The sequence below is a fragment of the Tenacibaculum mesophilum genome (assembly GCF_003867075.1).
GTDB lineage: Bacteria > Bacteroidota > Bacteroidia > Flavobacteriales > Flavobacteriaceae > Polaribacter > Polaribacter mesophilus.
Genome location: NZ_CP032544.1, coordinates 1,653,687 through 1,679,237 on the forward strand (window position 1 = coordinate 1,653,687; position 25,551 = coordinate 1,679,237).

Annotated in this window: 25 protein-coding genes and 2 tRNA genes; 22 read left to right on the top strand and 5 right to left on the bottom strand. The window is 31.0% G+C overall.

Going from position 1 to position 25,551, the window contains the following annotated elements; translation table 11 throughout:
• Nucleotides 1-185: 185 nt before the first annotated feature.
• From D6200_RS07590 to D6200_RS07600, 3 genes are all read left to right on the top strand, one after another.
• Complete coding sequence (locus D6200_RS07590; protein WP_073184660.1) at nt 186-842, top strand: response regulator; 657 nt, start codon at nt 186-188, stop codon at nt 840-842.
• 262 nt (nt 843-1,104) lie between these two features.
• Entirely contained in the window at nt 1,105-1,773 is a 669-nt protein-coding gene (locus D6200_RS07595) for a hypothetical protein (protein WP_073184662.1), read from the top strand.
• 9 nt (nt 1,774-1,782) lie between these two features.
• A complete protein-coding gene (locus D6200_RS07600; protein ID WP_073184665.1) occupies nt 1,783-3,582 on the top strand; it encodes a tetratricopeptide repeat-containing sensor histidine kinase in 1,800 nt (599 codons plus the stop codon).
• Here the strand turns inward: D6200_RS07600 and D6200_RS07605 are convergent.
• Complete coding sequence (locus tag D6200_RS07605; RefSeq protein WP_073184667.1) at nt 3,565-4,062, bottom strand: metallophosphoesterase family protein; 498 nt, start codon at nt 4,060-4,062, stop codon at nt 3,565-3,567. The genes D6200_RS07600 and D6200_RS07605 overlap by 18 nt on opposite strands.
• Nucleotides 4,063-4,204: 142 nt before the next feature.
• Between D6200_RS07605 and truA the strand changes: the two genes are divergently transcribed.
• The 3 genes from truA (at nt 4,205) to D6200_RS07620 (ending at nt 7,217) form a co-directional block, all read left to right on the top strand.
• Complete coding sequence (truA, locus tag D6200_RS07610; protein WP_047790212.1) at nt 4,205-4,939, top strand: tRNA pseudouridine(38-40) synthase TruA; 735 nt, start codon at nt 4,205-4,207, stop codon at nt 4,937-4,939.
• Nucleotides 4,939-6,705 carry an ABC transporter ATP-binding protein gene (locus tag D6200_RS07615; RefSeq protein ID WP_073184669.1) on the top strand — a complete coding sequence of 589 codons (1,767 nt, stop codon included), beginning with the start codon at nt 4,939-4,941 and terminating at the stop codon, nt 6,703-6,705. The genes truA and D6200_RS07615 overlap by 1 nt, the downstream gene beginning before the upstream one ends.
• Nucleotides 6,706-6,773: 68 nt before the next feature.
• Nucleotides 6,774-7,217, top strand: a complete 444-nt coding sequence (locus tag D6200_RS07620) for a hypothetical protein (protein ID WP_047790214.1) — start codon at nt 6,774-6,776, stop codon at nt 7,215-7,217.
• A 48-nt stretch (nt 7,218-7,265) separates the two neighbouring features.
• On the opposite strand, the gene cdaA is transcribed toward D6200_RS07620, so the two are convergent.
• Together cdaA and folP are read right to left on the bottom strand one after the other, a co-directional pair.
• Nucleotides 7,266-8,048, bottom strand: coding sequence for a diadenylate cyclase CdaA (cdaA, locus tag D6200_RS07625; RefSeq protein WP_047790215.1), 783 nt, complete (start codon nt 8,046-8,048; stop codon nt 7,266-7,268).
• A gap of 80 nt (nt 8,049-8,128) precedes the next feature.
• Nucleotides 8,129-8,947, bottom strand: a complete 819-nt coding sequence (gene folP / locus D6200_RS07630; protein WP_073184671.1) for a dihydropteroate synthase — start codon at nt 8,945-8,947, stop codon at nt 8,129-8,131.
• An 80-nt stretch (nt 8,948-9,027) separates the two neighbouring features.
• Between folP and D6200_RS07635 the strand changes: the two genes are divergently transcribed.
• The 4 genes from D6200_RS07635 to D6200_RS07650 all read left to right on the top strand — a co-directional run bounded on the left by D6200_RS07635 (nt 9,028) and on the right by D6200_RS07650 (nt 11,862).
• Nucleotides 9,028-9,573, top strand: coding sequence for a DUF1599 domain-containing protein (locus D6200_RS07635; protein ID WP_047790217.1), 546 nt, complete (start codon nt 9,028-9,030; stop codon nt 9,571-9,573).
• Nucleotides 9,574-9,589: 16 nt separating this feature from the next.
• Nucleotides 9,590-10,561 (top strand): BT_3928 family protein, encoded by a 972-nt coding sequence (locus D6200_RS07640; RefSeq protein ID WP_047790218.1) that lies wholly within the window; start codon nt 9,590-9,592, stop codon nt 10,559-10,561.
• A 149-nt stretch (nt 10,562-10,710) separates the two neighbouring features.
• Nucleotides 10,711-11,103, top strand: coding sequence for a fluoride efflux transporter CrcB (crcB, locus tag D6200_RS07645; protein WP_047790268.1), 393 nt, complete (start codon nt 10,711-10,713; stop codon nt 11,101-11,103).
• A 54-nt stretch (nt 11,104-11,157) separates the two neighbouring features.
• On the top strand, nt 11,158-11,862 hold the full coding sequence (locus D6200_RS07650) for a crotonase/enoyl-CoA hydratase family protein (protein WP_073184674.1): 705 nt from the start codon (nt 11,158-11,160) through the stop codon (nt 11,860-11,862).
• 26 nt (nt 11,863-11,888) lie between these two features.
• On the opposite strand, the gene D6200_RS07655 is transcribed toward D6200_RS07650, so the two are convergent.
• Nucleotides 11,889-12,500, bottom strand: coding sequence for a DUF1684 domain-containing protein (locus D6200_RS07655; protein ID WP_073184686.1), 612 nt, complete (start codon nt 12,498-12,500; stop codon nt 11,889-11,891).
• 366 nt (nt 12,501-12,866) lie between these two features.
• On the opposite strand from D6200_RS07655, the gene D6200_RS07660 reads away from it, so the two are divergent.
• The 12 genes from D6200_RS07660 (at nt 12,867) to D6200_RS07715 (ending at nt 24,269) form a co-directional block, all read left to right on the top strand.
• Nucleotides 12,867-13,097 carry a hypothetical protein gene (locus tag D6200_RS07660; protein WP_047790221.1) on the top strand — a complete coding sequence of 77 codons (231 nt, stop codon included), beginning with the start codon at nt 12,867-12,869 and terminating at the stop codon, nt 13,095-13,097.
• Nucleotides 13,098-13,244: 147 nt separating this feature from the next.
• Nucleotides 13,245-13,319, top strand: a tRNA-Pro gene (locus D6200_RS07665).
• A 175-nt stretch (nt 13,320-13,494) separates the two neighbouring features.
• A tRNA-Thr gene (locus tag D6200_RS07670) sits at nt 13,495-13,568 on the top strand.
• A gap of 98 nt (nt 13,569-13,666) precedes the next feature.
• Nucleotides 13,667-14,272, top strand: a complete 606-nt coding sequence (gene udk / locus D6200_RS07675; RefSeq protein ID WP_047790269.1) for a uridine kinase — start codon at nt 13,667-13,669, stop codon at nt 14,270-14,272.
• Between the two features lies 1 nt (nt 14,273).
• A complete protein-coding gene (locus D6200_RS07680) occupies nt 14,274-14,591 on the top strand; it encodes an FtsB family cell division protein (RefSeq protein WP_047790222.1) in 318 nt (105 codons plus the stop codon).
• Nucleotides 14,591-15,937 (top strand): methylmalonyl-CoA mutase subunit beta, encoded by a 1,347-nt coding sequence (locus D6200_RS07685; RefSeq protein WP_047790223.1) that lies wholly within the window; start codon nt 14,591-14,593, stop codon nt 15,935-15,937. Before D6200_RS07680 ends, D6200_RS07685 begins: the two co-directional genes overlap by 1 nt.
• The gene (locus tag D6200_RS07690; protein ID WP_073184688.1) at nt 15,930-16,577 is read left to right on the top strand and encodes a hypothetical protein; all 648 of its coding nucleotides are present in this window, start codon (nt 15,930-15,932) and stop codon (nt 16,575-16,577) included. Before D6200_RS07685 ends, D6200_RS07690 begins: the two co-directional genes overlap by 8 nt.
• A complete protein-coding gene (gene scpA, locus D6200_RS07695; protein ID WP_073184690.1) occupies nt 16,570-18,633 on the top strand; it encodes a methylmalonyl-CoA mutase in 2,064 nt (687 codons plus the stop codon). Before D6200_RS07690 ends, scpA begins: the two co-directional genes overlap by 8 nt.
• Before the next feature lie 5 nt (nt 18,634-18,638).
• A complete protein-coding gene (locus tag D6200_RS07700; protein WP_073184692.1) occupies nt 18,639-19,517 on the top strand; it encodes a phosphatidylserine decarboxylase in 879 nt (292 codons plus the stop codon).
• 105 nt (nt 19,518-19,622) lie between these two features.
• Entirely contained in the window at nt 19,623-22,769 is a 3,147-nt protein-coding gene (gene ccsA / locus D6200_RS07705; protein ID WP_073184695.1) for a cytochrome c biogenesis protein CcsA, read from the top strand.
• Between the two features lie 61 nt (nt 22,770-22,830).
• Nucleotides 22,831-23,346 (top strand): hypothetical protein, encoded by a 516-nt coding sequence (locus tag D6200_RS07710; RefSeq protein ID WP_073184697.1) that lies wholly within the window; start codon nt 22,831-22,833, stop codon nt 23,344-23,346.
• Nucleotides 23,347-23,417: 71 nt separating this feature from the next.
• Complete coding sequence (locus tag D6200_RS07715; protein ID WP_047790229.1) at nt 23,418-24,269, top strand: N-acetylglucosamine kinase; 852 nt, start codon at nt 23,418-23,420, stop codon at nt 24,267-24,269.
• Here D6200_RS07715 and D6200_RS07720 read toward each other — a convergent pair.
• On the bottom strand, nt 24,266-25,519 hold the full coding sequence (locus D6200_RS07720) for a UDP-N-acetylmuramoyl-tripeptide--D-alanyl-D-alanine ligase (protein WP_073184700.1): 1,254 nt from the start codon (nt 25,517-25,519) through the stop codon (nt 24,266-24,268). The two genes, D6200_RS07715 and D6200_RS07720, sit on opposite strands and share 4 nt — an antisense overlap.
• Between the last annotated feature and the right edge of the window lie 32 nt (nt 25,520-25,551).

The following is a 25,551-nucleotide window of genomic DNA, read 5'->3' on the forward strand; positions in this document are numbered from 1 at the left end:
CCGAGAATTAAATCTCGGTTTTTTATTTTTGATTCCGTAGGCTATTCAAGCCCTCTAGCTTTAAATGTTAAAGAAATGTTAAAAAAAACTCAGGGTTTTCCCTGAGTCACTAATAAAACAATTAGGGATACTGTGTATTGTACACACTCTTTTAACCTCATAAATTTGTAACTGTAATAACAATCATGAATTACAACAAGATAAAAGTTCACATAGCAGATGACCATAAGATATTAATAGACGGTGTCATTGCTTTATTAAATACTGAAGATAACATTGAAGTTGAAGGCTATTCTTTAACTGGTAAGCAAGTAGTAAATTGGTCTTCAAAAAACACAGCTGATGTATTAGTTTTAGACATAAACATGCCTGAAATGGATGGTATTGAAGTTTTAAAAACGTTTAGAAAACGTAATACAACTATTAAAACAATAATTCTTTCTGGTTTGAGTGATCCAAAACTTGTTCAAGAAATGATTGCATTAGGAGCCAATGGTTTTGTTGATAAAAGTCGAGCTAATGAGCAAATAATTGACGCTATAAAAGTCGTTCACAATGGTATACAATACATTAGCGAAGACATTAAAGTAAAGTTGTTAGACTTATATGCTTCAGATGCAAAAGACGAAGATGAACCAGAGTTTTTGCATGGAGATTTAACCGAGAGGGAAATTGCTGTATTAAGATTAATAGCAAAAGAAAAAAGCTCTAGTGAAATAGCAAAAAAACTAAATGTTAGTATTAAAACAGTAGAAACATATAGAAGTAATTTATATAAAAAATTAAAAGTAAAAAATGTAGTAGGTTTAGCGATGTATGCTGTGAGAAACAAAATAGTGTAAAGACATAATCAACCCTTCAAATTTTCTTTAGTCCCCCAGATTAAGAAGAAGCCCCCCGAGTCTATTCACTTCATGCATCGCTAATCAACTGCTACTAATAATAAACCCAATAGCGATGTACGCGTTATTTAACATAGTATAGAAAACCCCTTCATTTTGTTTTCTTTTATCCCCTAAGAGATATTGTCCCCCGTCTCTTAACATCTATCCTAAGTACATCGCTATTTTTAAAAAAAATCTAATCTCAATAAATATACAAGTCATGAAAAACTTTACTCCTTATTTACTAGCTTTGAGTCTTAGTGTTATTTTTGCTTCTTGTTCTTCTAACGAAGCAGAAGTTATAGAGAATAATCCAGAAAGTTTATTACAATCATATACACTTAAAAGAGATGCAACTGGGGCCTACTCTATTGATTTTAATACAGCTAATAATACCGATGTAACTACATTGACTAATACAGACAATTCTAAAGAGATTATTTTAGCTGAAACTGCACAAAAAACATCTACAAAACACTCTAATGATTTTTCTATTGAAAACAATCATTTAAAAATTGGTTTCCTAGAAACCAGGAACGGAAAAAGGACTAATATTTACATTGAAGACGAAAATATTACCTTTGCTAAAGGAATTACAGAATTTTTAAATTCGTATAGTATTACAGCAAATGGAGATGGTACTTATAAGTTAGATTTTACTGTAAATAATAATGTAACTACAGACTTCGTATACAACAAAGAAACAGAAACCTACGAAGTGCATTTAGCCAACGGAGAATCAGTAGTAGAGAACAGGTTTTCGAGACAGTTACAGGTCAATTCCTCTAACTTGATTAAGTTAAATTTTGTAAATCATAAATATTTAAGTAGAGGCGAGGAATCTACCATAGTAGAAAAACCTAAAGTAGTATGGGACATAGCCTCTTAATCAAAAATTTTGGACTTTAGAAAAAACATATTTTCTCTTTTTTTTATAATTCTTCCTGCTTTATATATAAAAGCAGGAACATGTAATTATTTTGTCTATTTTCAGGAAAATAAACCATCAAATGAAAATTCAAGGTATGATAGTGCTTTAAAATTGTACAATAATGAAGAGTACTCCAAAGCACTCGAGCAATTATTAGATTTATCTCAATCAGTGAGCGGAAAAAATTTAGAGATGGAATACAAATGTTTGTTTCTAATAGGAAACATTTTCAAAAAAAGAAACAATCATGAAAAGGCCCTAAATTTCTTTAATCAATCATTAAAAATCTTGACGAAGAAATCCTTAATCGACAGTAATGATTATAATAAATTTCCGAATGACACAACATTAGCTAATACCTATCTAAGAATAGGTGTACAATACTCTATACTAGGTATCAGAGACAGCTCTAAACTTTATTACAGAAAAATTACAGAATTAGATCCACTCAATAAAAACTTGACCTACATAAAAGGAAAAGCATATAATAATCTTTCAGCAACTTACATACAAGAATCAAATTATGAGCTTGCGAAAGAATACATCAAAAAATCTATTGAAATACATAGGCAGAATAATAAAAGGTTATCAGAATCAAAAGCCCTTACCAATTTAGCCAATATCATATTGAATGAAAAAAAATATGAATTAGCTAAAAAGACATATTTTGAAGCAATAAACATAATAAGAAACGATAGTAGCCTAGATGCAATAAAACACAAACAAGACATATATTATAATATTGCATGGGCATTGTATTTATTGAAAGATTATAAAGCCTATGAATATCAAGAAAAGTCCTACATAATAAAAGATACTTTAACTGATAGAGAAATGCGAAGAATTGTTAAAGGAGTTTTTGAAAAACATAAAGTTGACTTAGAGAAACAAAAAGTTAATTTAGTCGAAGAACAACGTAAACTAGAAGAAGCACAAGAAGCTAAAACCTCTATGCTCTTTGGTGCTTTAAGTTTTTTAGTATTAATTGTTTCAGGAGTAATTATATATAACTATAAACTTCGTCAAAAAAACTTACGCCTCAAGTTATCTGAAAGTAAACTTATACAACAACAAAACCTTGAGAAAGTAAGATCCGAAGCTCAAATTAAGATTCTTAATGCTACGATTGACGGAAAAGAAACTGAACGAAAACTTATCGCAGAAATATTACACGATAATGTTAGTGCTTTACTTTCATCTGCTAATATGCATTTAACAGCCACAAAAAAACAATTTAACGGAGGTACACCACAAGAAATAGAAAAAACACAAGCTATTATTTCAGAAGCCTCTCAAAAAGTTAGAGACTTATCTCACAACTTAGTTTCTTCTATCCTTTTAAAATTTGGGCTAGAATATGCTATTAAAGATGTTGTTAAAAAATATTCTAATAGCCAATTGAAGCTTGAGGTTTCCGCAAAAAACATCAATAGATATAATCAAGAATTTGAAATAAAAATATTTAATGTGATTCAAGAATTAATCAATAATATCTTGAAACATAGTAAAGCCAAACATGCACAAATAGATTTAAAAGAAGAGAAGAATCAACTAACCGTTCTCGTTAAGGATGATGGGGTAGGATTTTCTACCTCGTCTTCTTCTTTTTCTGATGGTATTGGACTTAACCAAGTTGAAGCTAGAGTTCACATGATGGATGGCAAACTAACCATAAAGTCTCAAATAAATGTAGGCACTACAATACAAATTATAGTTCCAATATTAAGAAAAGAAAACAACTTTAACAAGTTAACCTCTGTTAGCTAATTCAATAATTTCCATATTTTTTATATTACTATTACCTATTTCAAAACGTAGCATCGTTCTAACTTTATGAAATCCATGATTTCCTGCTGCTCCTGGATTTAAATGTAACAAATTCAGATTCTTATCATACTGAACTTTTAATATATGCGAATGTCCACAAATAAACAGTTGTGGTGTATTACTTTTTAACTCTTCTCGAACCCTTTGATTATATTTATTCGGATAGCCTCCAATATGAGTTATCCAAACCGAAACGCCATCTATTATAAATTTATTATCTAACGGAAATTCTGCCCGAGCACTTTTATCATCAATATTTCCATATACTGCTCTCAGTGGTTTTAGCTTTTTTATACTATCAGTAACTTGTAGGTTTCCAATGTCACCTGCATGCCAAACCTCATCAGCTTGTTTTACAAACTTTAAAATTTGTTCATCTATAAAACTATGTGTATCGGAAAGTAATAAAATTTTCTTCATTGAAACAAAACTAATAAAAATCAAACCAACACATTATTAACTTATAAGTATTTTAGTAAAACTTAAAACATTATTTTACCTCATATCTAGTACATTTCAAGTTATAATTTTATAATTTAGCTATTTAAAATCTTTACACTTCTTGAGGTATTTCATTGAATTAGCATACAACGGAAAAAATTATCATGGATGGCAAATACAACCACACGCAATATCCGTTCAAGAAAAAATAAATAAGGCTATTAGCACTATTTTAAGAAAAGAAATAATTATCGTAGGTGCAGGAAGAACAGATGCTGGCGTGCATGCATCTCAAATGTTTGCTCATTTTGATGTAGAAACCCCACTAAACAGTAATTTCACCTACAAGTTAAACGCTATTTTACCTAATGACATCGTTATCTTTAATACTCAACTAGTACATAACGATGCTCATGCTCGTTTTGATGCACTTAGTAGAAGCTATGAGTACAAAATTTGGCTAGGTAGAAATCCTTTTTTATTAAATACTACTTGGCAATTACACCACCAGCAATTAAATATAGAGTTAATGAATAAAGCCGCTGCAACTCTATATGATTATGAAAATTTTGAATGCTTTTCAAAAGTAAAGACAGATGTACATACATTTAACTGTACTGTAACCAATGCTAAATGGATTAAAAATGGTAATGAGTTAACGTTTCATATCAGTGCCAATCGTTTTTTAAGAAACATGGTTCGTGCTATTGTTGGAACTTTAATTGACGTTGGTTTAGAAAAAATAACTGTAAATGATTTCAAAAAAATCATAGAAAGTAAAAATCGAAGTAAAGCAGGCGTATCTGTTCCTGCAAAAGGTTTATTTTTAACAAAAGTAAAATACGAATATATATAGTGAGTAAAACAACAGGAAAAGCATTCGATATTAAAATTTTTGCACGACTAATGAGTTTTGCAAAAAAGTATCGCATACGATTTATAATTGCAGCATTATCTACTATTTTACTAGCAGGATTTGCTGTGCTAACCCCTGTCATTTTAATGGCAGCCATAGATGACTTTATTACAAACAAAGATTTTTCTAGACTATTGTATTTCACAATAGCCATGATTGTGGTTTTATTAATTCAAGTCTTTTTCCAATTTAGTTTTATTTACTACGCTAACTGGGTTGGACAACATATTATTAGAGACATAAGAGCTATCACTTTTAGAAAAATACTCCAATTTAAAATGGGATATTTTGACAACTCTTCAGTAGGTAAATTAGTAACTCGTGTTGTTTCTGATATAGAAACTATTGCTAATTTTTTTACACAAGGTGTTTTTATGATCGTTAGCGATGTTTTGAAAATGATTGTGGTAATAGTCGTAATGCTATATACCAATTGGAAACTAGCAATAATAGCACTTGCAACCTTACCTGTTTTAATTTATGCTACTAAATTATTTCAAATAGCCATAAAATCTACTTTTCAAGATGTAAGAAACCAAGTAGCAAACCTAAACAGCTTTGTTCAGGAAAGAGTTACGGGAATGAAAATAGTTCAGCTTTTTAATAGAGAAAAGATAGAGTATAAAAACTTTATTGATATTAATAACAAACATAAAAAAGCACATGTTAAAACAGTTTGGTATTATTCTATTTTTTTTCCTATCGCAGAGATTTTATCTTCAATTGCAATAGGTTTAATTGTTTGGTATGGTGGTTTACAAGTAGTTGAAAACAAAGCTGCAAGTGTTGGTGCCATTATTGGTTTTATAAAAATGGCTCAAATGCTTTTTAGACCCTTAAGACAAATAGCTGACAAATTTAATCAGTTACAAATGGGGATTGTTGCTGGTGAACGTGTTTTTAACATAATAGACACAGAGAGCTCTATAGATAAGAATGGATCAATTATTGCTAACAACATACAAGGAGCTATTAACTTTAAAGATGTAAAATTTAGCTATATAAAAGGGGAAGAAATTTTAAAAGGTATTAATTTTAGTGTTAAAAAAGGACAAACCGTTGCCATTGTTGGGGCTACAGGAGCCGGAAAATCAACTATAATTAATCTTATAAATCGTTTTTACGAAATAGATAGTGGTGAAATATCTATTGACAATATTCCTGTTCAAGATTACAAAATAACTTCTTTACGTCAAAAAATAGCTGTGGTATTACAAGATGTTTTTTTATTTTCTGATAGTATTTTAAACAACATCACTCTTAAAAATGATAAAATTTCTCTCAAAGAAGTACAAACTGCCGCTAAACAAATAGGAATTCATGAATTTATTATGAGTCTTCCTAACAATTACTATTATAATGTAAAAGAACGTGGTGGTATGTTATCATCTGGTCAACGCCAATTAATTGCTTTCTTACGAGCATATGTTAGTAAACCTAGTATTTTAATTTTAGACGAAGCTACTTCTTCAGTTGATGCACATGCAGAACAAATGATTCAATATGCTACGGATGAAATTACAAAAAATAGAACTTCTATTGTAATTGCTCATCGTTTAGCAACTATTAAAAAGGCTGATATGATTATAGTTATGGACAAAGGATCCATAGTCGAAAAAGGAAATCACATAGAGTTATTAAAAAAACACGACGGCTATTATAAGAATTTGTACGAAAAACAGTTTAATAATGAAACGGTAGTGTAAATAAATTTGTTTACATCAATCAAAATAGTACATTTGTTATTCAATCTAAAAATTAAAAATCAAAAACGATGAAAAAAGTAATTTTATCTGCATTTGTAGTTGCTTCTTTATTAGCAACCTCTTGTAAAAACACAAAAGAAGAAGCTAAAGACGTTAAAAAAGAAGCTGTTGAAACAGTAGACAAAGCTACTGAAGAAACTAAAGAAGCTGCTAAGGAAGTTGAAGAAACTACTGAAGAAGCTGTTAAAGCTGTAGAGTCTGCAATTGAAGGTATCGAAATTCCTGAATTTGAAGATCCAAAAGTAGGTGAATACTTACAGTCTTATACTGAGTATGCTAAAACATACATAGAAGCAAAAGGAGATGTAGTAAAAAACTCTGAATTAGCTCAAAAAGGTGTTGAATTAGCTAGTAAATCACAAGAAATTCTTGGTAATTTAAGTCAAGATGATGCTGTTAAGTTTAGCCAAGTTATGACTGCTATTCAATCTAAAATGGCTCCTGCTCAATAATCTTTTTTGGACAGAACATAAAAAAAGCTCGCAAGTTGCGAGCTTTTTTTATGCCATGACATCTTTTTCTAATTTTTTACGAAGTTCTTCCAGCGACTTATACAACACAAATTCACCATCTTTTATATAAGAAAGCTCACCTGTTTCTTCTGAAACCAATAAACAAAGGGCATCTGTTTTCTCACTAACCCCAATAGCTGCTCTATGGCGTAACCCAAACCTAGAAGGTATTTTAGTACTACTAGAAATAGGTAGTATTACTCGAGTAGCTACAATATAATTATCGCGAATAACTGTTGCTCCATCATGTAACGGGCTATTTTTATAAAAAATACTCTCTATAATTGCTTCATTCACCAAAGCATTCATTTTATCTCCCGTATTAATTAAAAAATCAAGGTTATTTGTTTTTTCAATGACTAATAATGCCCCTGTTTTAGTTTTTGACAAGTTAACACAAGCTGTTAAAATAGTTTCAACATCTGTTTCAGAATGAATTTCAGTTTTTAGAAACTTCAACTGATTTAAAAACCCCTTTTTAGTAGAAAAGTTAGTAGTTCCTATCATTAATAAAAACTTACGAATTTCTTGTTGAAACACAATAATCAATGCTATAACACCACCAGAAAGTAAATAACCTAAAATACCACTTAACATCTCCATGTGCAAGGCTTGAGTAACTTTCCATATTAAAAATATAAATGCAATTCCTATTACAATGTTAATCGCTACGGTTCCTTTTAACAACTTATAGATATAGAAAAGCAACACAGCTACCAAAAAAATATCTAACACATCAAGAAACGAAAAGTTGATGAAATCTAAATTCATTAATTTTTTGAAGTTTTTTAACTTTAAAACAAGCTTTTAGGCATTTTGTCTTTACCTAATAAGTAAATGTAAGGATTTTATTACAACTGTTCCACAATTTTAACCGCCTCAACTGCTTCTTTTACATCGTGCACCCTTAAAATATGGGTTCCGTTTAGCAAAGCAATTGTATTTGCTACAGTAGTAGCATTTAGAGCTTCTTGCGATGTAATTCCTAACAATTTATATAACATAGATTTTCTAGAAACCCCAGTTAAAATAGGAACATCTAAACTTTTAAACATTGATAACCTTTTAAGCAACTCATAGTTTTGATTAAGTGTTTTACCAAAACCAAAACCAACATCTATAATTACATCATTCACCTTTAGCTGACGCAATTTAAAAAGCTGTTCTGCAAAAAAAGAAACCACTTCTGTAACCACATTTTCATATTGAGGATTTTGTTGCATATTTTGCGGTGTTCCCTGCATATGCATCATAATATATGGAACTTGTAATTTTGCCACTGTATCAAACATTTTCACATCCATCTTTCCACCAGAAATATCATTTATAATTCCAGCACCTGCATTTATCGACTCTTCCACTACTCTACTTCTAAATGAGTCTACCGAAAAAATAATTTCAGGAAAATTTTTAACCAACAACTCCACCACAGGAAGCATTCTTTGTAGTTCCTCTTCTTCCGAAATATGCTTTGCTCCTGGTCTTGAAGAATATGCACCTACATCAATAAACGTAGCCCCTTCACTCAACATCTTTTCTGCCTGTACAAGGATATCTCGTTCATTTTTATACTTTCCTCCATCAAAAAAAGAATCAGGAGTAACATTTAAAATCCCCATAACCTTAGGCTTAGTTAAATCCACCAAGGTTCCTTTACAATTAATTGTCATCATGCTAAATTTCCAAGTAAAAATAAATGAAAAGCTTGTAATATTTACTATTTTTGGTCGAATACTTTTAAACAGGAAAGATGCAAGATACCTCAAAACAGTATGATGCTGTAGTTGAAGAATGTAAAAGTTTATTTATAAAAAAAATGAGCGATTATGGTAGTGCTTGGAGGATTTTAAGACTTCCATCATTAACCGATCAAATATTTATCAAAGCTCAACGTATACGCCAATTACAAGAAAATACTGAGCGAAAAGTTGATGAAGGAGAAAAATCAGAATTTATAGGCATTATCAATTATTCGGTAATGGCATTAATTCAAATTGAGTTAGGTATTGTTGAGCAACCTGATTTAACTACCGAAGAGGCTACTACTTTATACGATAAACACATAAAAATCACCAAAGAGTTAATGGAAAACAAAAACCATGATTATGGTGAAGCTTGGAGAGACATGAGAGTTTCTTCGTTAACCGATTTAATTCTGCAAAAACTACTTCGTGTAAAACAAATTGAAAACAATCAAGGCAAAACTTTAGTTTCTGAAGGAATTGATGCTAATTATCAAGATATGATTAATTATGCTATTTTTGCCATGATTCACCTTTCTGAATCAGATAATTAACCTAAAAAACACCCCTATGATTTTAAAAATGCTAACTCATATTTCAAGAGTACTTGTAGGACTTCTTTTTATTTACTCTGGATTTGTAAAATTGATAGATCCAATCGGATCTCAATATAAATTTGAAGAATATTTTGGCGCCGATGTATTAAATTTAGAATTCTTAATTCCTTTCGCTTTACCTTTTTCAATTCTTTTAATTGTTACCGAATTGGTTTTAGGTATTATGCTTTTAGTAGGTTACAAACCTAAACTTACTGTTTGGAGCTTATTTGGTTTAAACCTAGTTTTCTTATTTTTAACTTGGTACTCTTATACCTACAACAAAGTTACAGATTGTGGATGTTTTGGTGACGCTTTAAAACTTACACCTAAAGAAACATTTTACAAGAATGTTGTTTTTATGATTTTTATTGTGATTCTTATTATTGGAGTTAAACACATTAAACCTTTAGTTTCAAATAAATTTGCTTCTTTAACAACCTTTAGCTCTGTTTTTCTATCATTAATTATAACTTATTATGTTTTACAACATTTACCAATTATTGATTTTAGAGCTTATTCTATAGGTACAGATATTGCCAAAGGAATGGAATACCCAGAAGATAGCGACGAACTTCCTCCTATACATGATTTCATGATAGAGACAGACGAAGGAGATAAGTTAGAAGAAATGCTTGCAAAAGAAAAAGCAATGCTTGTTATTATGTCTAATTTAAAGAAAACAGAAAAAGAAGGTATCGCTGATGTTTCTAAGATTGCAAAACAAGCTAGCGAACAAGGTTATGAAATTTATGTATTAACCGCTTCTTACATTGAAGATTTAGCTGCTACCCAAAAAGAATATGGCCTTCCTTACACCTTTGGTTTTTGTGATGAAACTGCTCTAAAAACCGTAATCAGAGCTAACCCTGGTATTGTTACTGTAAAAAAGGGAATCATTTCAGGAAAATGGAATTGGACAGATGCTGACGATGTAGAACTATAAACCGCTATAACATATACATAAAGAAAACCTCACAAATTTGTGAGGTTTTCTTATTTTCGCAATGACATGAAAAGCTCCTGTAGAGATTCTTACAACATCTCATTCAATAAAAAGAGCAAAATTTGGCTATTAACCCAGAAGTATTTTTTGTGAAACAGTTATTATTAGTTTTTATAGGTGGTGGAGCAGGAAGCGTTTTACGATATATTATCGGAAAAGCTCTAAACAGCTCTCAAACAGGAATTCCGTACGGAACTTTTGTTGCTAACATTCTTGGTAGTTTACTTATTGGAATTATTTTAGGACTTGCTACTAAAAACGAAACCATAACACAAAACCACACTTTATTATTAGCTACTGGTTTCTGTGGCGGATTTACAACTTTTTCAACCTTTGCCTATGAAAATCATATCTTTCTAAAATCTGGAGATTTCGCCTCTTTTGCGCTATATACTGTTACTAGCTTTATCATCGGATTTTTAGCTGTTTTCGCAGGAATTTACTTAGTAAATTATTTTTGGACGAATTCACAAACTATTTAAACTACACTTTACCCTAAAAACAAATCTCACTTTGTGAGTAAATTTATATAACAAATGAGTGAACTTATACAATACAAATCAGAAGAAAACTATGTAATCATCACTATTACTAACGGAAAAGCTAATGCTATTTCTCATGAAGTGATTGATGCTTTAAACACCTCTTTTGACAAAGCTGAAAAAGAAGAAAAACCAGTAATACTAACAGGACAACCAGGAATATTCTCTGCTGGTTACGACTTAAAAAGCATGACTCAATCTCCTGAATCAGCTTTAGAATTAGTTACCAAAGGCTCTAATTTATCGCATAGAATGTTGTCTTTTCCTTACCCTATAATTGCAGCTTGTTCTGGACATGCAGTAGCTAAAGGAGCTTTTTTACTCCTATCTGTTGATTACAGACTGGGAATTGAAGGTGATTTTAAAATTGGATTAAACGAAGTTTTAATCGGTATGACCATGCACAATGCCGGTATTGAAATAGCTAAAGCACGTTTAACCCCTGTTTATTTTGAAAGAAGTGTTAGTTGCTCTGAAATTTACAATCCACAAGATGCTATTACCGCTGGTTTTTTAGATAAAATTGTTCCTCAAGAACATCTATTACCTACTGCAATCAAAGTAGCTTCAATGTTTTCTAAACTAAACAAGAAAGCTCATAAAGAAACTAAACTCAAGGTAAGAAAACCATATTTGGATTCGTTAATAAAAGCAATTAAACAAGACAGTGAAGAAGGTTTAACACCTCCTTCAAAATAAAAGAGTCCTGCAATTGCAGGACTCTTTTATTTTGGTTTTTTATATGCCATTACCCCTGCTTTAATTTCTGTATTTAGGTAATTATCACTTGGCGTAATTGGACAAGAATACCTATCACTGTAAGCGCAGTAAGGATTGTAAGCTTTATTAAAATCTACCTCTATAGTTCCATCTTCCTGTATATCGGTCGTATAAATATCTATAAAACGACCACCTTTATACGATGTTTTTCCATTTGTTTTATCTAAAAAAGGTAAAAACAAATGATTTGCATACTCAGGAGTAGGATTTACATCTTGATAAATAGTAAGTTTAAAGTCTTCTCCATCAATAGAAAAAGATAAAACTCCATATTTTCTATACATTACCAACCTGTTTGTTGTTGTAGGAAAATTAGTAATAGGAGTATTAAACGTCTTTTCTAAGTTAGCTTTTACAGTGTACTTTTTATCAATAGGGAAAAAATCTAAGCCTTTAAATTTCTTTAACCCTTTTTTTGTAAGCGGAGATCTTGAAGCATCTTTAAACTTAGCATTCATTTCCTTTTGAAAATTAGAATCTCCTAAAACACTTCTTTTTCCTTGACTGTTACAAGAAAATATTAAAACAACAAAAATTAAGAATAATAACTTTCTCATGTTCCTACTTTAACGTCTATATAAACGCAAAAGTACTGCATAATAACTAAAAACTCTCTCATTCCTTAAAAATTCACTAAATTAACCAGCTAAAACTGTTAATTTTCTATTAATAATTTGAAATAGCAAAATAAAATCGTTACTTTTATATTTATAGATAATACTTATAACTGATAATACGATAATGCTAAAAAATATTTTAGTCTTATAAGAAAAACTTATTAACTAATAAACCAAATTGATAAGCTTATTTGTTTAGAAACAGAAAGTTTCCCATATATTTGTCGCCCCAGTTATTTTTAGGCACATATCTTTTTTATCAGACAAAACCTAATAAAGAAATTTTAAATTAAATTGGTAAATTTTATGAATTCAGAATTAATCAATAAGGCGGAAGAATTTGAAAACAGAAAATTCAAGTTTATTACTACTAGTGATAGAATACTAGCCGCTAGAGAAGCAAAAGCTCTTATACTAGAGATTAATGAGGTATATAAACAAACAAAAGACAGCGCATTAATGGATTTAATGAAACGGTTAACAGCTGTAAAACAACGCATTGAAAAACGTTTAAAAGGAAAACCTTTAACAGCTTAAACAATAAATAATGTTTAAGCTCGTTTACAGTATACACAATAGGAATAGTAGTTTCATCAACTACCACTCTCATTATAATATTTATTCTTGATAAAGTTCTAAGTAAAATTACTTAGAACTTTTCTTTTTTAAATATATTTGTAACATCGGGATGTAGCTTAGTCCGGTTAAAGTGCTGGTCTGGGGGACCAGAGATCGGTGGTTCGAATCCACTCATCCCGACTTCTTTTATTTTTTTTCAAAAAAATTCTACCTCTCTAAATAATCAAAACAAACTAAAATTCAACAACTTAAAAAACTTCTAAAATCATTACAAAAAACACCTTTTAAAAAAAATAAAAAAAAGTTTTTTCAGTTTCAAAAAACATTATATATTTGCCACGCTTTTGAGGCAAACGCCGATGTAGCTCAGCTGGCTAGAGCAGCTGATTTGTAATCAGCAGGTCGTGGGTTCGAGTCCCTCCATCGGCTCAAAACTAAAAGCGCTAACAAAAAGTTAGCGCTTTTTTTATGCGCTTATTTTGCTAAATTTGTCATAACTCTATTTTTACAAAAACTTAATGAAAAATATATTTGTTATTGGTATTGCTGGAGGTACAGGAAGTGGAAAAACCACGGTAGTAAACCAAATTATTAACGAACTTCCTGCAGATGAAGTTTGCGTTATTTCACAGGACTCTTACTACAAACAAACAGATAACCTAACTTACGAAGAACGTACTAAGATAAACTTTGATCACCCTAGAGCTATCGATTTTGATTTAATGGTGGATCATCTATCTGAATTAAAAAACGGATGCATTATTGAACAACCGGTATATTCATTCGTTGCCCACAACAGAACCAAAGACACTATAAAAACACACCCCAGAAAAGTTATTATAATTGAAGGTATTTTGATTTTTAATAGCAAAGAACTTCGTAACTTGTGTGATATAAAAGTTTTTGTTCATGCTGATGCTGACGAACGCTTGATTAGACGTGTAAGAAGAGACATTAAAGAACGAGGTAGAGATGTTGATGAAGTTTTAAACCGTTACCAAAGCACTTTAAAACCTATGCACCAACAATTTATCGAACCTACAAAAAATTATGCTGATATCATTATACCTAACGATAGATATAATACCGTAGCTATAGATATTGTAAGAACTGTAATTAACGACCGTTTATAAAATGAGTTTAAAATCAATTAAAAACAAACCTTCCTTTAAAATAGTCACTAATATTTACGTGATTATACTCACTGTTTTTGTGGTTTGGATGCTTTTTTTTGATGAAAATTCTTACCTTACCCATAGAGAGTTTAATAAAGAGATTAATGAACTAAAGAGCTGGATTGATTATCATGAAAAAAAAATCAAGAAAGACAAAAAAACCATTCAACAACTACAAGACTCTCTTCAACTAGAACGCTATGCTAGAGAAAAGTACTTAATGAAGAAAGAAGATGAAGATATTTATATTATTGAATTTGATACCATAAAAAAGTAATGAGTAACTATTTATTTGACGAATTTCAAGGTGTTACCCCTGCAGAATGGAAACAAAAAATACAAGTAGACCTTAAAGGTGCCGATTATAACGATACACTTTTATGGAAAACTGAAGAAGGTATTACTGTAAAACCTTTTTACACTAAAGAAGACAGAACCAATATTCAGATTAATACTCCAAATAAAGGTTTTGCTATTTGTCAATCTATTAACATTGAGAATGAAGAAGAAGCAAATACATTTGCTATCTACTCAATTAAAAGAGGAGCAAACGCCATAAAATTCAGCGCAAAAAAAGAGTTTGACTACAATACCTTATTAAAAGGAATTGACACTCAAAAAACCTTACTTTACTTTACTTTTAATTTTTTATCATCACAATTTGTAAAAAAACTAGCTGATTTCACAAACTCGGACAAGTGCTACTTCAATATAGATGTTATAGGAAACTTAGCTAGCTCAGGAAACTGGTATTCTAATCTTAAAAGCGATCATACACAATTAGAAGAAATAGCAAAAGCTACTCAAAATGCTATTTGTGTTAATGCTTCCATTTATCAAAATGCAGGAGCAACCATAGTTCAACAATTAGCATATGCACTTGCACACGCAAACGAATACTTGAATCATTTTGGAAGCTCAATTGCAAACAATATTCACTTTAATTTTTCTGTAGGAAGTAATTACTTTTTTGAAATTGCCAAACTAAGAGCTTTTAGGATTTTATGGGATTCTTTATTAAACGAATACAACACCAAAGCTACTGCTCATATTTTTACACAACCAAGTTCACGTAACAAAACTATATACGACTACAATGTAAACATGCTACGCACTACCTCTGAGTGTATGAGTGCTATTTTAGGAGGAACCAACACTGTAGCTAATAGTTCCTATGATAAAATTTTCCACCACTCAAATGAATTTGGGGAACGCATTTCTAGAAACCAGCTACTAATTTTACAGCAAGAAAGTGAGCTAGCAGAAGCTCAAAAGATTGCTGATGGTGCATACTACATTGAAACAATTACTCAACAACTTGCCCAAAAAGCACTAGAAGTTTTTAAATTAATAGAAAAAGGTGGTGGTTTCTTAAAACAATTAAAAGAAGGAGTTATCCAACGAAAAATAAAAGAGTCTGCAGATAAAGAACAACAATTATTTGACTCAGGAGAATTAGTTTTACTTGGAACAAACAAAATTCAAAACGAAAATGACAAGATGAAAAACGATTTAGAAGTTTCGCCTTTCTTGAAAATTCGTAACGAAAAAACACTAATTCAACCTATTATTCAAAAACGATTAGCTGAAAAGCTAGAACAAGAACGTTTAGAAAATGAGTAGAAAACTAGTTTACATATCCGTTTTCATTACATTACTTTCCGAAACACTAGCCTTAAATGCTCAAAACTTGAGTAACATTCCAAAAACTGAGCTTATTAAATTGATGGTTGACTCATTCGAGAATCAAATTTGCAATTACTATTCAATCAACAAAGAAAATTCTAGTGAAGCTTTTTTTAAGTATGTAAATGATTTTAATTCTAACAAAATTAACATAAACGACTTAACTTCTAAAGAAGAGCTAGAACTTTTAAAGATTTCTAATGAAACTTTAAAAAAATATATCTGGGTAACTGATAAAGAAAAATTTGAACGATTTATAAAAAACACTGAAGAAAAAGAACAAATTCTGATAACCGAAATTAAAGACGAGAGAGGTAGCTCAGAACCTCTATACACTAACAAGTTAGGAGTGAATTATTTTGATGAATATTCAGGTAAACTACTTAAAGAAACAAAAGTTAACGATTTAAAGGAGGTGCTAACAACCTTAAGAGATATGCCTGACACATCTCCTCAGTCAAGTGCTTTTGCTTTTACATACATAAATAAAGAAAACTACAAAGATCCTTCTTTGAAAACCTTTATTGCATTCGAACTGTATTATACCGTTTTAAACACCTTGAACAAAAATGAGTAGAAAAGATATATCAAACATACAAATAGATAAAAACCAAGAACAGCAAAGCAAAAACTTCAAACACGAAGATTTTGTTGCTGGTATTGCACCTAACTTACGTGGACCTTACTCTACCATGTATGTTCGTAGACCTTGGACAATTCGTCAATATGCAGGTTTTTCTACAGCTGAAGAAAGCAATGCTTTTTACCGTAGAAATTTAGCTGCTGGTCAAAAAGGATTATCAGTTGCTTTCGATTTAGCTACACACCGTGGTTACGACTCAGACCACGAACGTGTACAAGGTGATGTTGGAAAAGCTGGTGTTGCTATAGATTCTGTGGAAGACATGAAAGTTTTGTTCGACCAAATACCATTAGATAAAATGTCCGTTTCCATGACTATGAATGGAGCCGTTTTACCAATTTTGGCATTTTATATTGTAGCAGCTGAAGAACAAGGTGTAGCTCCTAAACTATTATCAGGAACTATTCAAAACGATATTTTAAAAGAGTTTATGGTGCGTAATACTTACATTTACCCACCTACTCCATCAATGAAAATTATTGCTGATATTTTTAGATATACTTCTGAAAATATGCCTAGGTTTAATTCAATCTCTATTTCAGGGTACCATATGCAAGAAGCTGGTGCTACTGCAGAAATTGAATTGGCTTATACTTTAGCTGACGGATTGGAATACATTAAAAAAGGGTTAGAAGCAGGAATGGACATTGACACCTTCGCTCCTCGCTTATCTTTCTTCTGGGCTATTGGAATGAATCATTTTATGGAAATTGCTAAAATGCGCGCTGGTAGAATGCTATGGGCTAAACTAGTAAAGCAATTCAACCCAAAAAATCCAAAATCATTAGCATTAAGAACCCACTGTCAAACCAGTGGATGGAGTTTAACTGAGCAAGATCCTTTTAACAATGTAGCCCGTACTGCAATTGAAGCTATGGCTGCTGCTTTTGGAGGAACACAAAGTTTACATACCAACGCTTTAGATGAGGCAATTGCCTTACCTACCGATTTTTCAGCACGCATTGCTCGTAACACACAAATATACTTACAACAAGAAACCCATATTACAAAAACAGTTGATCCTTGGGCAGGTAGTTATCATGTAGAAAAACTTACTGAAGAAATTGCCAATAAAGCATGGGAGCTAATTCAAGAAGTTGAAGAATTAGGAGGAATGACCAAAGCTATTGAAAAGGGGATTCCTAAAATGCGTATTGAAGAAGCGGCTGCTAAAAAGCAAGCCAAAATTGATAGTGGTCAAGATGTAATTGTTGGCGTAAACAAATACCAATTAAAACAAGAAGATCCTCTACATATTTTAGAAGTTGACAACGAAGCTGTTCGTCAATCTCAAATTGACAGACTAAACGACTTAAAATCGAAAAGAAATCAAGCTGAAGTAGATAAAACTTTACGTGATTTAACTGAATCTGCTAAAACAGGTGAAGGAAATTTATTAGATTTAGCGGTAAAAGCTGCAAGAAACAGAGCTACTTTAGGTGAAATTTCAGACGCTCTTGAAACTATTTTTGGACGTCATAAAGCAGTACATAAAACCATATCTGGCGTGTATAGTAAAGAAATAAAAGACGACGAGTTATTTAAAAAAGCTACTGAGTTAGCCGACAAGTTCGCAGAATTAGAAGGACGACGTCCTCGAATTATGATTGCTAAATTAGGACAAGACGGTCACGATCGTGGTGCTAAAGTAGTTGCTACTGGTTATGCTGATTTAGGTTTTGATGTAGATATAGGTCCATTATTCCAAACACCACAAGAAGCCACCAAACAAGCTATAGAAAATGATGTACATATTTTAGGTATTTCATCATTGGCTGCAGGACATAAAACGTTAGTTCCGCAAGTTATTGCTGAACTTAAAAAATATGGCCGTGAAGATATTATGGTTATTGTTGGTGGTGTAATTCCAGCACAAGATTACCAATTCTTATTTGACGCTGGTGCTGTAGGTGTTTTTGGCCCTGGAACTAAAATTGCGCAAGCTGCCATTGATATGTTAACTATTTTAATTGATAGTGTAGAAGAATAACAGTTATGAAAATAAAATTTATTGATAGAAAAACAGGTAAAATAATTACCGAAACCCCTCCTGGAGAAGGGTATTTAAAATTGCTATATAATAATCCATTTGGTAAAATGGCTTTATTACCATTAGTTAAACGTAAATTTTTGTCATCATGGTATGGTAAGCTCATGAACAAACCTAATTCTATTAACAAAATAAACAGTTTTGTTAGAGAACTTCAAATCGACATGAGTGAAGCCGAAAGACCATCTGAAGACTACATTTCTTTCAATGACTTTTTCTATCGAAAATTAAAACCTGGTGCACGCCCTATTGAGGAAGGCTTTGTTTCTCCTGGTGACGGAAAAATGTTAGCATTTAAAAGCATTTCTGATATTCATAACTTCTTTATCAAAGGAAGAAAATTTACCTTAGAGGAATTTCTAGGCAATAAAGAGCTAGCCACAAAACATAAAAACGATTCTTTAATTATTTTACGACTCGCTCCAAATGATTACCACAGGTATCATTTTCCATACAACGGAACTCCTTCCGAAGTAACCAAAATTAAAGGACGCTACTTCTCAGTTTCTCCGCACGCTTTGGCTGCTAACTTCACTAGAGTATTCTGCGAAAACAAAAGAGAGTACTGTACTTTGGCAACACAAGACAAAGGAGATATTATAATTGCTCCCGTTGGAGCGACCATGGTTGGAAGTATTATTGAAACCTACAAACCTAATTCCGAAGTAAAAAAAGGCGATGAAATGGGATATTTTGCTTTTGGCGGTTCAACTATTGTGTTATTAGTTAATAGTTCCAAAATAACTATTGATGAAGATATTTTAACCAACACCAAAAACAAGATGGAAACCTTTGTTAAGATGGGAGAAAAGATAGGTATTTAATTATGCTAATTTTAACAATTCTTTTCTCAAAATAACACTCATTCTTTCAAAAAAGCGAGCTTTAATCCGTAAATTTGCAACGTTTTATACTTAGCAGATTTACTGATGAAAAAAATCTTAGATATTCTCTACTCTACCCGTTTAATGGCTGTATTATTTTTTGTTTTTGCCATTGCCATGGGAATTGCCACTTTTATTGAAAACGATTACGGAACCCAAACCTCTAAAGCATTAGTGTACAATACTTGGTGGTTTGAGTTGATTATGGTGTTCTTTGTTATCAATTTTTTTGGAAATATTTTTAAGTACCGATTATACAAAAAAGAAAAATGGTCTGTGTTATTATTTCATATATCATTTCTATTAATCTTAATAGGCGCCGGTATTACTCGTTATATTAGTTATGAAGGTTTAATGGTTATTGATGAAGGAGAAACAACCAATCAATTTTATTCTGAGCACACCTACTTAAATGTCATTATTGACAATGGTGAATTTCAAAAAACTACTGCAAACAAATTACTTTTATCTGCTTGGGGTAAAAACTCTGCAAGTTTTGAAGAAAACTTTCAACCTAAAAAGGCAGGAAAAAATCATACGGTTTCTTTTAATTTAGTTGACTATATTCCTTGGTCTGAAACAAAAATGGTTTTAGACGAAAACGGAACAGAACATTTATTTTTTGTAGAAAGTTCTGATGGAAGCAGACACGAGCATTACATTAAGAGAGGAACTATTGAAAATATTCATAATATTTTAGTAGGCTTTGAAGCTCCTAATAAAGAGGCAGCTTCAATTAACTTCTTTTATGAAGACGGTAGCTTAAAAATGATTTCTAAAAATAATGGAGATTGGTTTAGAATGGCTGATCAAAAGAAAGGTTTAATAGTTAAAGATAGTGCTCAACATTTTCAATTATTAACACTTCACAACGTAAATGGATTACAATTTGTAGTCCCTAAGTCTCCAGAAAAAGGAGAGATTAAAACAGTTAGGGGTAAAAAAGATGATAAAAAATATGACACCGTAATTTTTGATATAACTACAAATGGAGAAACTGAACGTGTTGAGTTTTATGGAGGCAAGTTTAATGTAGACAACCAACAACAATTTAGTATTGGAAATTTAAATTTTAGAGCTTGGTATGGATCTAAATTGTTACAAACCCCTTTTAGCGTAAAATTAAATGATTTTCAATTAGAAAAATATCCAGGATCAGAAAGTGCTGCAGCTTATGCTAGTGAAGTTACTGTAATTGCTCCTAACGAAACATTCGATTATAGAATATTTATGAACCATATTTTAGATTACGGAGGGTATAAATTTTTCCAATCAAGTTATAAAATTGACGGTGAACACGAGCAAACACATTTATCTGTAAATCACGATTTTTGGGGTACTTGGGTCACGTACATTGGTTATTTCTTATTGTTCTTTGGTTTAACTGCTTCTTTATTTGTTAAAAATACTCGTTTTTACGACTTAAAACAATCATTAGTTAAAATACGAAACAAGAAATCCAAGCTATCTCTAATTGCTTTATTTATTTCTTTAGCTAGTTATACGCAACATAAACAACATGAACCAAAACAAGTTTCTGAAGCCCAAATTGATTCTATTTTAATCGCAAATAAAGTAGATAATAAACATGCTGATTTATTTAGTTCTTTAGTTATTCAAGATGCTGGTGGACGTATGAAGCCTGCCCACACCTTTGCTTCAGAATTAGTTAGAAAAGTAGCCCATGTAGATAAATTTAAAGACATGGATCCTAGCCAGATTTTACTTTCAATTACAGAAAGTCCGATGCTTTGGTTAAACGTTCCCTTTGTGTATCTGGAAAAAGGGAATACACAAATTAGAGAAATTTTAGGGCTTTCTGAAGATACTGAATATGCTCGTTTTATTGATTTTTACAACCCTGATGGCTCTTCAAAAATTAGCAAACTTGTTGTTGAAGCTGAGAAGAAAAGGATTCAAAATAAATTTGAACAAGATGCTATTAAGATTGAAAGAAGAGTTTGGTTGTTATCGCAAGCTTTAGGAGGTGGTATATTACGTATTTATCCAATTCCTAACGACGAAAATAACAAATGGGTTTCGCAGCCCGAAACACTACAGGCAAATTTTAAAGGAACAGATTCTGTTTTTGTTCGTCAGTCATTACCCGTATATTTACAGTTATTACAAGCATCAAAAAAATCGGGAGATTATACTGAAACCAATAAGGTTTTAAATGGAATTAAGAAATTCCAACAAAAATTTGGTTCAGAAGTTATTCCTTCTAAAGACAAAATCGATTTAGAAATAGCTTACAATAAGTTAAATATTTTTGTAAAACTTTCTAAATATTACGGATACGTAAGTTTACTTTTAATTGTTTTTGTTTTCTTACAAATTTTTAATAACAAACCATGGGTTAACTATATAGTTAAGATACTTATAGGAATTGTTATTTTCCTTTTCGTTTTTCATGTATTAGGATTAACAGCTAGATGGTATATTAGTGGCAATGCCCCTTGGAGTAATGCTTATGAGTCCATTATTTTTGTAGGTTTAGCAACTATGTTATTTGGGTTAATTCTAGGAAAAAAATCTTCATTAACCATAGCTGCTACAACATTTTTAGTCTCGATTATTTTAGCTTTTGCTCACCAAAATTGGTTAGACCCTGAGATTGCTAACTTACAACCAGTATTAAACTCTTGGTGGCTATATGTACACGTTTCTATAATTGTTGCTGCTTACGGACCTTTCTTCTTAGGAATGATTCTTGGTGTATTTGCTTTGTTTTTAATCGTTTTCACCAACAAGAAGAACAAAAAGAAAATGGATTTACACATTAAAGAATTAACTATTATAAACGAAATGGCATTAACTGTTGGTTTAGTAATGTTTACGATTGGTAACTTTTTAGGTGGAATGTGGGCAAATGAAAGCTGGGGACGTTATTGGGGATGGGACCCTAAAGAGACTTGGGCTTTAGTTTCTATTATGATATATTCTTTTGTATTACATATGCGTTTAATACCAGGTTTACGAGGAAGATACACTTTCAATTTAGTTTCTATTTTAGCCATCTCATCAATTATGATGACTTACATGGGGGTTAATTTTTACTTATCTGGCCTACATTCTTATGCAAGTGGTGATAAAGTAGTTACGCCAGCATCAGTTTATTATTCTTTAGCTTTTGTTGCTGTTTTAGGAACTCTTGCTTGGATAAAAAACAAAAAGTATTACAAAAAATAAGTTGATAGGTTTTCTGTTAAAAAAATGTATTTTTGCAAACCGATAAAAAGAAGAGACAATTATGTTCAATAAAAATATAAAATTAGTTTTAGCTACCTTAATTACTATATGGTCTGTATATGAGTTCATACAAGGGCACATTATGAACGGTATATCAATACTATTATTTGCTGGACTATTTATTTTATTTTATTTTAAAAACGAGTTTATTCTTTTAGCTTTCTTACAACTACGTAAACAAAATTTTGCTGGAGCTCAAAAATGGTTAGGGTATATTAAAAACCCATCTACTGCATTAACAAAAAAGCAAGAAGGGTATTATAATTACCTACATGGTATTATGCTATCTCAAACTAACATTACTCAAGCCGAAAAGTTTTTAAAGAAAGCTGTTAAGTTAGGTCTAGCTATGGATCATGATTTAGCCATGGCTAAATTACAATTGGCTGGAATAGCAATGACTAAACGTAGAAAAAGAGAGGCTACAAACTTAATGGCTGAAGCTAAAAAGCTAGATAAACATGGCATGCTTAAAGAGCAAATGCAAATGATGAAACAACAAATGAAGAAAATTTAATGCTTCATCTTATTTTTGATATTTTCCTTAACTCTTTTAGTAGTATATTTAGCTTGTAAATAAGATAAGAAATGGTTTTAATTGCCGATGGTGGTTCTACTAAAGCTGATTGGATAGCTCTCGATGATACTAAAAAAGAAGTTTTTAGAACAACTACTCTAGGTCTAAACCCGTCTGTTTTAACAAAAGATGAAATGCTTAGCACAATAAATAATGCTAACAACTTATTAAAAATACAAAACGACACTTTACAAGTCCACTTTTATGGAGCTGGTTGTGGAAGTCCTAAAGCTGCTAAAAGTTTACAAAATGTTCTAAAATCTATCTTTAAAAAAGCAACTGTATTTGTTTCTGAAGATACCTTAGCCGCTGTTTATGCTAGTACTGGTAAAAATCCTGGTATTGTGTGTATCTTAGGAACAGGTTCTAACAGCTGTTATTATGATGGAAAAGACATGATTACTACAGCTCCATCACTTGGCTACACTATTATGGATGAAGCTAGCGGGAATTATTTTGGCAAAAAATTATTACGTGATTTTTACTATAATAAAATGCCAAAAAAAATAGCTTCAGCATTTAAAACTTCTTTTGAACTTGATACTGATACCGTAAAAATAAACCTATATAAAAAACCATATCCAAATATGTATTTAGCTTCTTTTGCTAAATTTATGCTGGAGTATAGAGATGAAAAATACGTCAGAAAAATGATAAAAAAAGGAGTTCAAGAGTTTTTCAAGTATCGTATTCTTCCTTTTGAAAAAAATAGTCAAACACCAATTTATTTTATCGGATCAATTGCTTATTACTTTCAGGATATATTAGACAATGTCGCCTCTAAAAATAATTTATCTATTACTAATGTAATTCAACGTCCTATTGATAATTTGGTTAACTTTCACCGAAATAATTCTTTTTAAAAAAGCGCTACAACTCTTTCTAAAGCCATACCTCTAGAGCCTTTTACTAAAATTGTGCTACTCTCAATTTGGTTGTTCTTTATATATTCTTCAAACTCATAAAACCCATTAAACCTTTTATACTTAGTCGTGGTTTTATAAAAATTCTCACCTATAAGGAAAGCTTCGTCTAAGTTTAATTCTTTTATAAAATTTACAATACTCTGGTGTTCGTTTGAACTATATTTTCCAAGTTCAAACATATCTCCTAAAATTATTGTTTTATTATTAGCTTGCAGCTTACTAAAACTCTCTAAGGCTGCTTTCATACTTGTAGGGTTAGCATTGTAAGCATCTAGAATTATTCTATTAGTTTTTGTATTTATTACCTGAGACCTATTGTTAGAAGGGACGTAACTTTCAATTGCCTCTTTTATTAATTCTGTTGTTACATTAAAGTAATTACCAATAGTTATCGCCGCTGATATGTTAGCAAAGTTATAGACTCCTATTAAATTACTTAATATCTCTGTATTATTATACGACAACTTTACAAATGGATTAGCCTCTAAAAACTTTATGCTTTCATCAAAGGTAATACTCTCTATATCTTTTGTTTTAGCTATCTGCTTTTCATCATTGGGATTAACAAAAACTTTTTTGTTTTTGGCTCTCAAATAATCATATAATTCTGATTTAGCCTTTACCACACCTTCTAAAGAACCAAAACCTTCTAAATGTGCGCTTCCAAAATTTGTTATATACCCATAATCAGGGCTTGCTATTTCTGATAAAAACTCAATTTCTTTAGCATGATTTGCTCCCATTTCTACAATGCCAACTTCTGTATTCTTATTCATTGACAATAAAGTTAATGGTACACCAATATGATTATTAAGATTTCCTAAAGTTGCTGTAGTTTTATATTTTTTTGATAAAACTGAATTTATCAATTCTTTTGTTGTTGTTTTCCCATTACTTCCTGTTAATGCGATTACAGGAATTCCTAATTGATTTCTATGATGATTTGCAAGTTTTTGTAGAGTTTCCAAAACATTATCAACCAAAATTAATTTTTCTGAAGTTTTATAATCAGCTTCATCAATTATTGCGTAACTAGCTCCATTAGTTATTGCCTCTTCGGCAAACATATTTCCATTAAAATTCTCTCCTTTTAATGCAAAAAAAAGTGTGTTTTTTCTAATAGTTCTAGTATCTGTATCTACTAAACCATGTGTGATATATAAACTGTATAACTCTTCTATCTTCATAAAGTAAAAATAAAAAACCTCATTGAAATTCA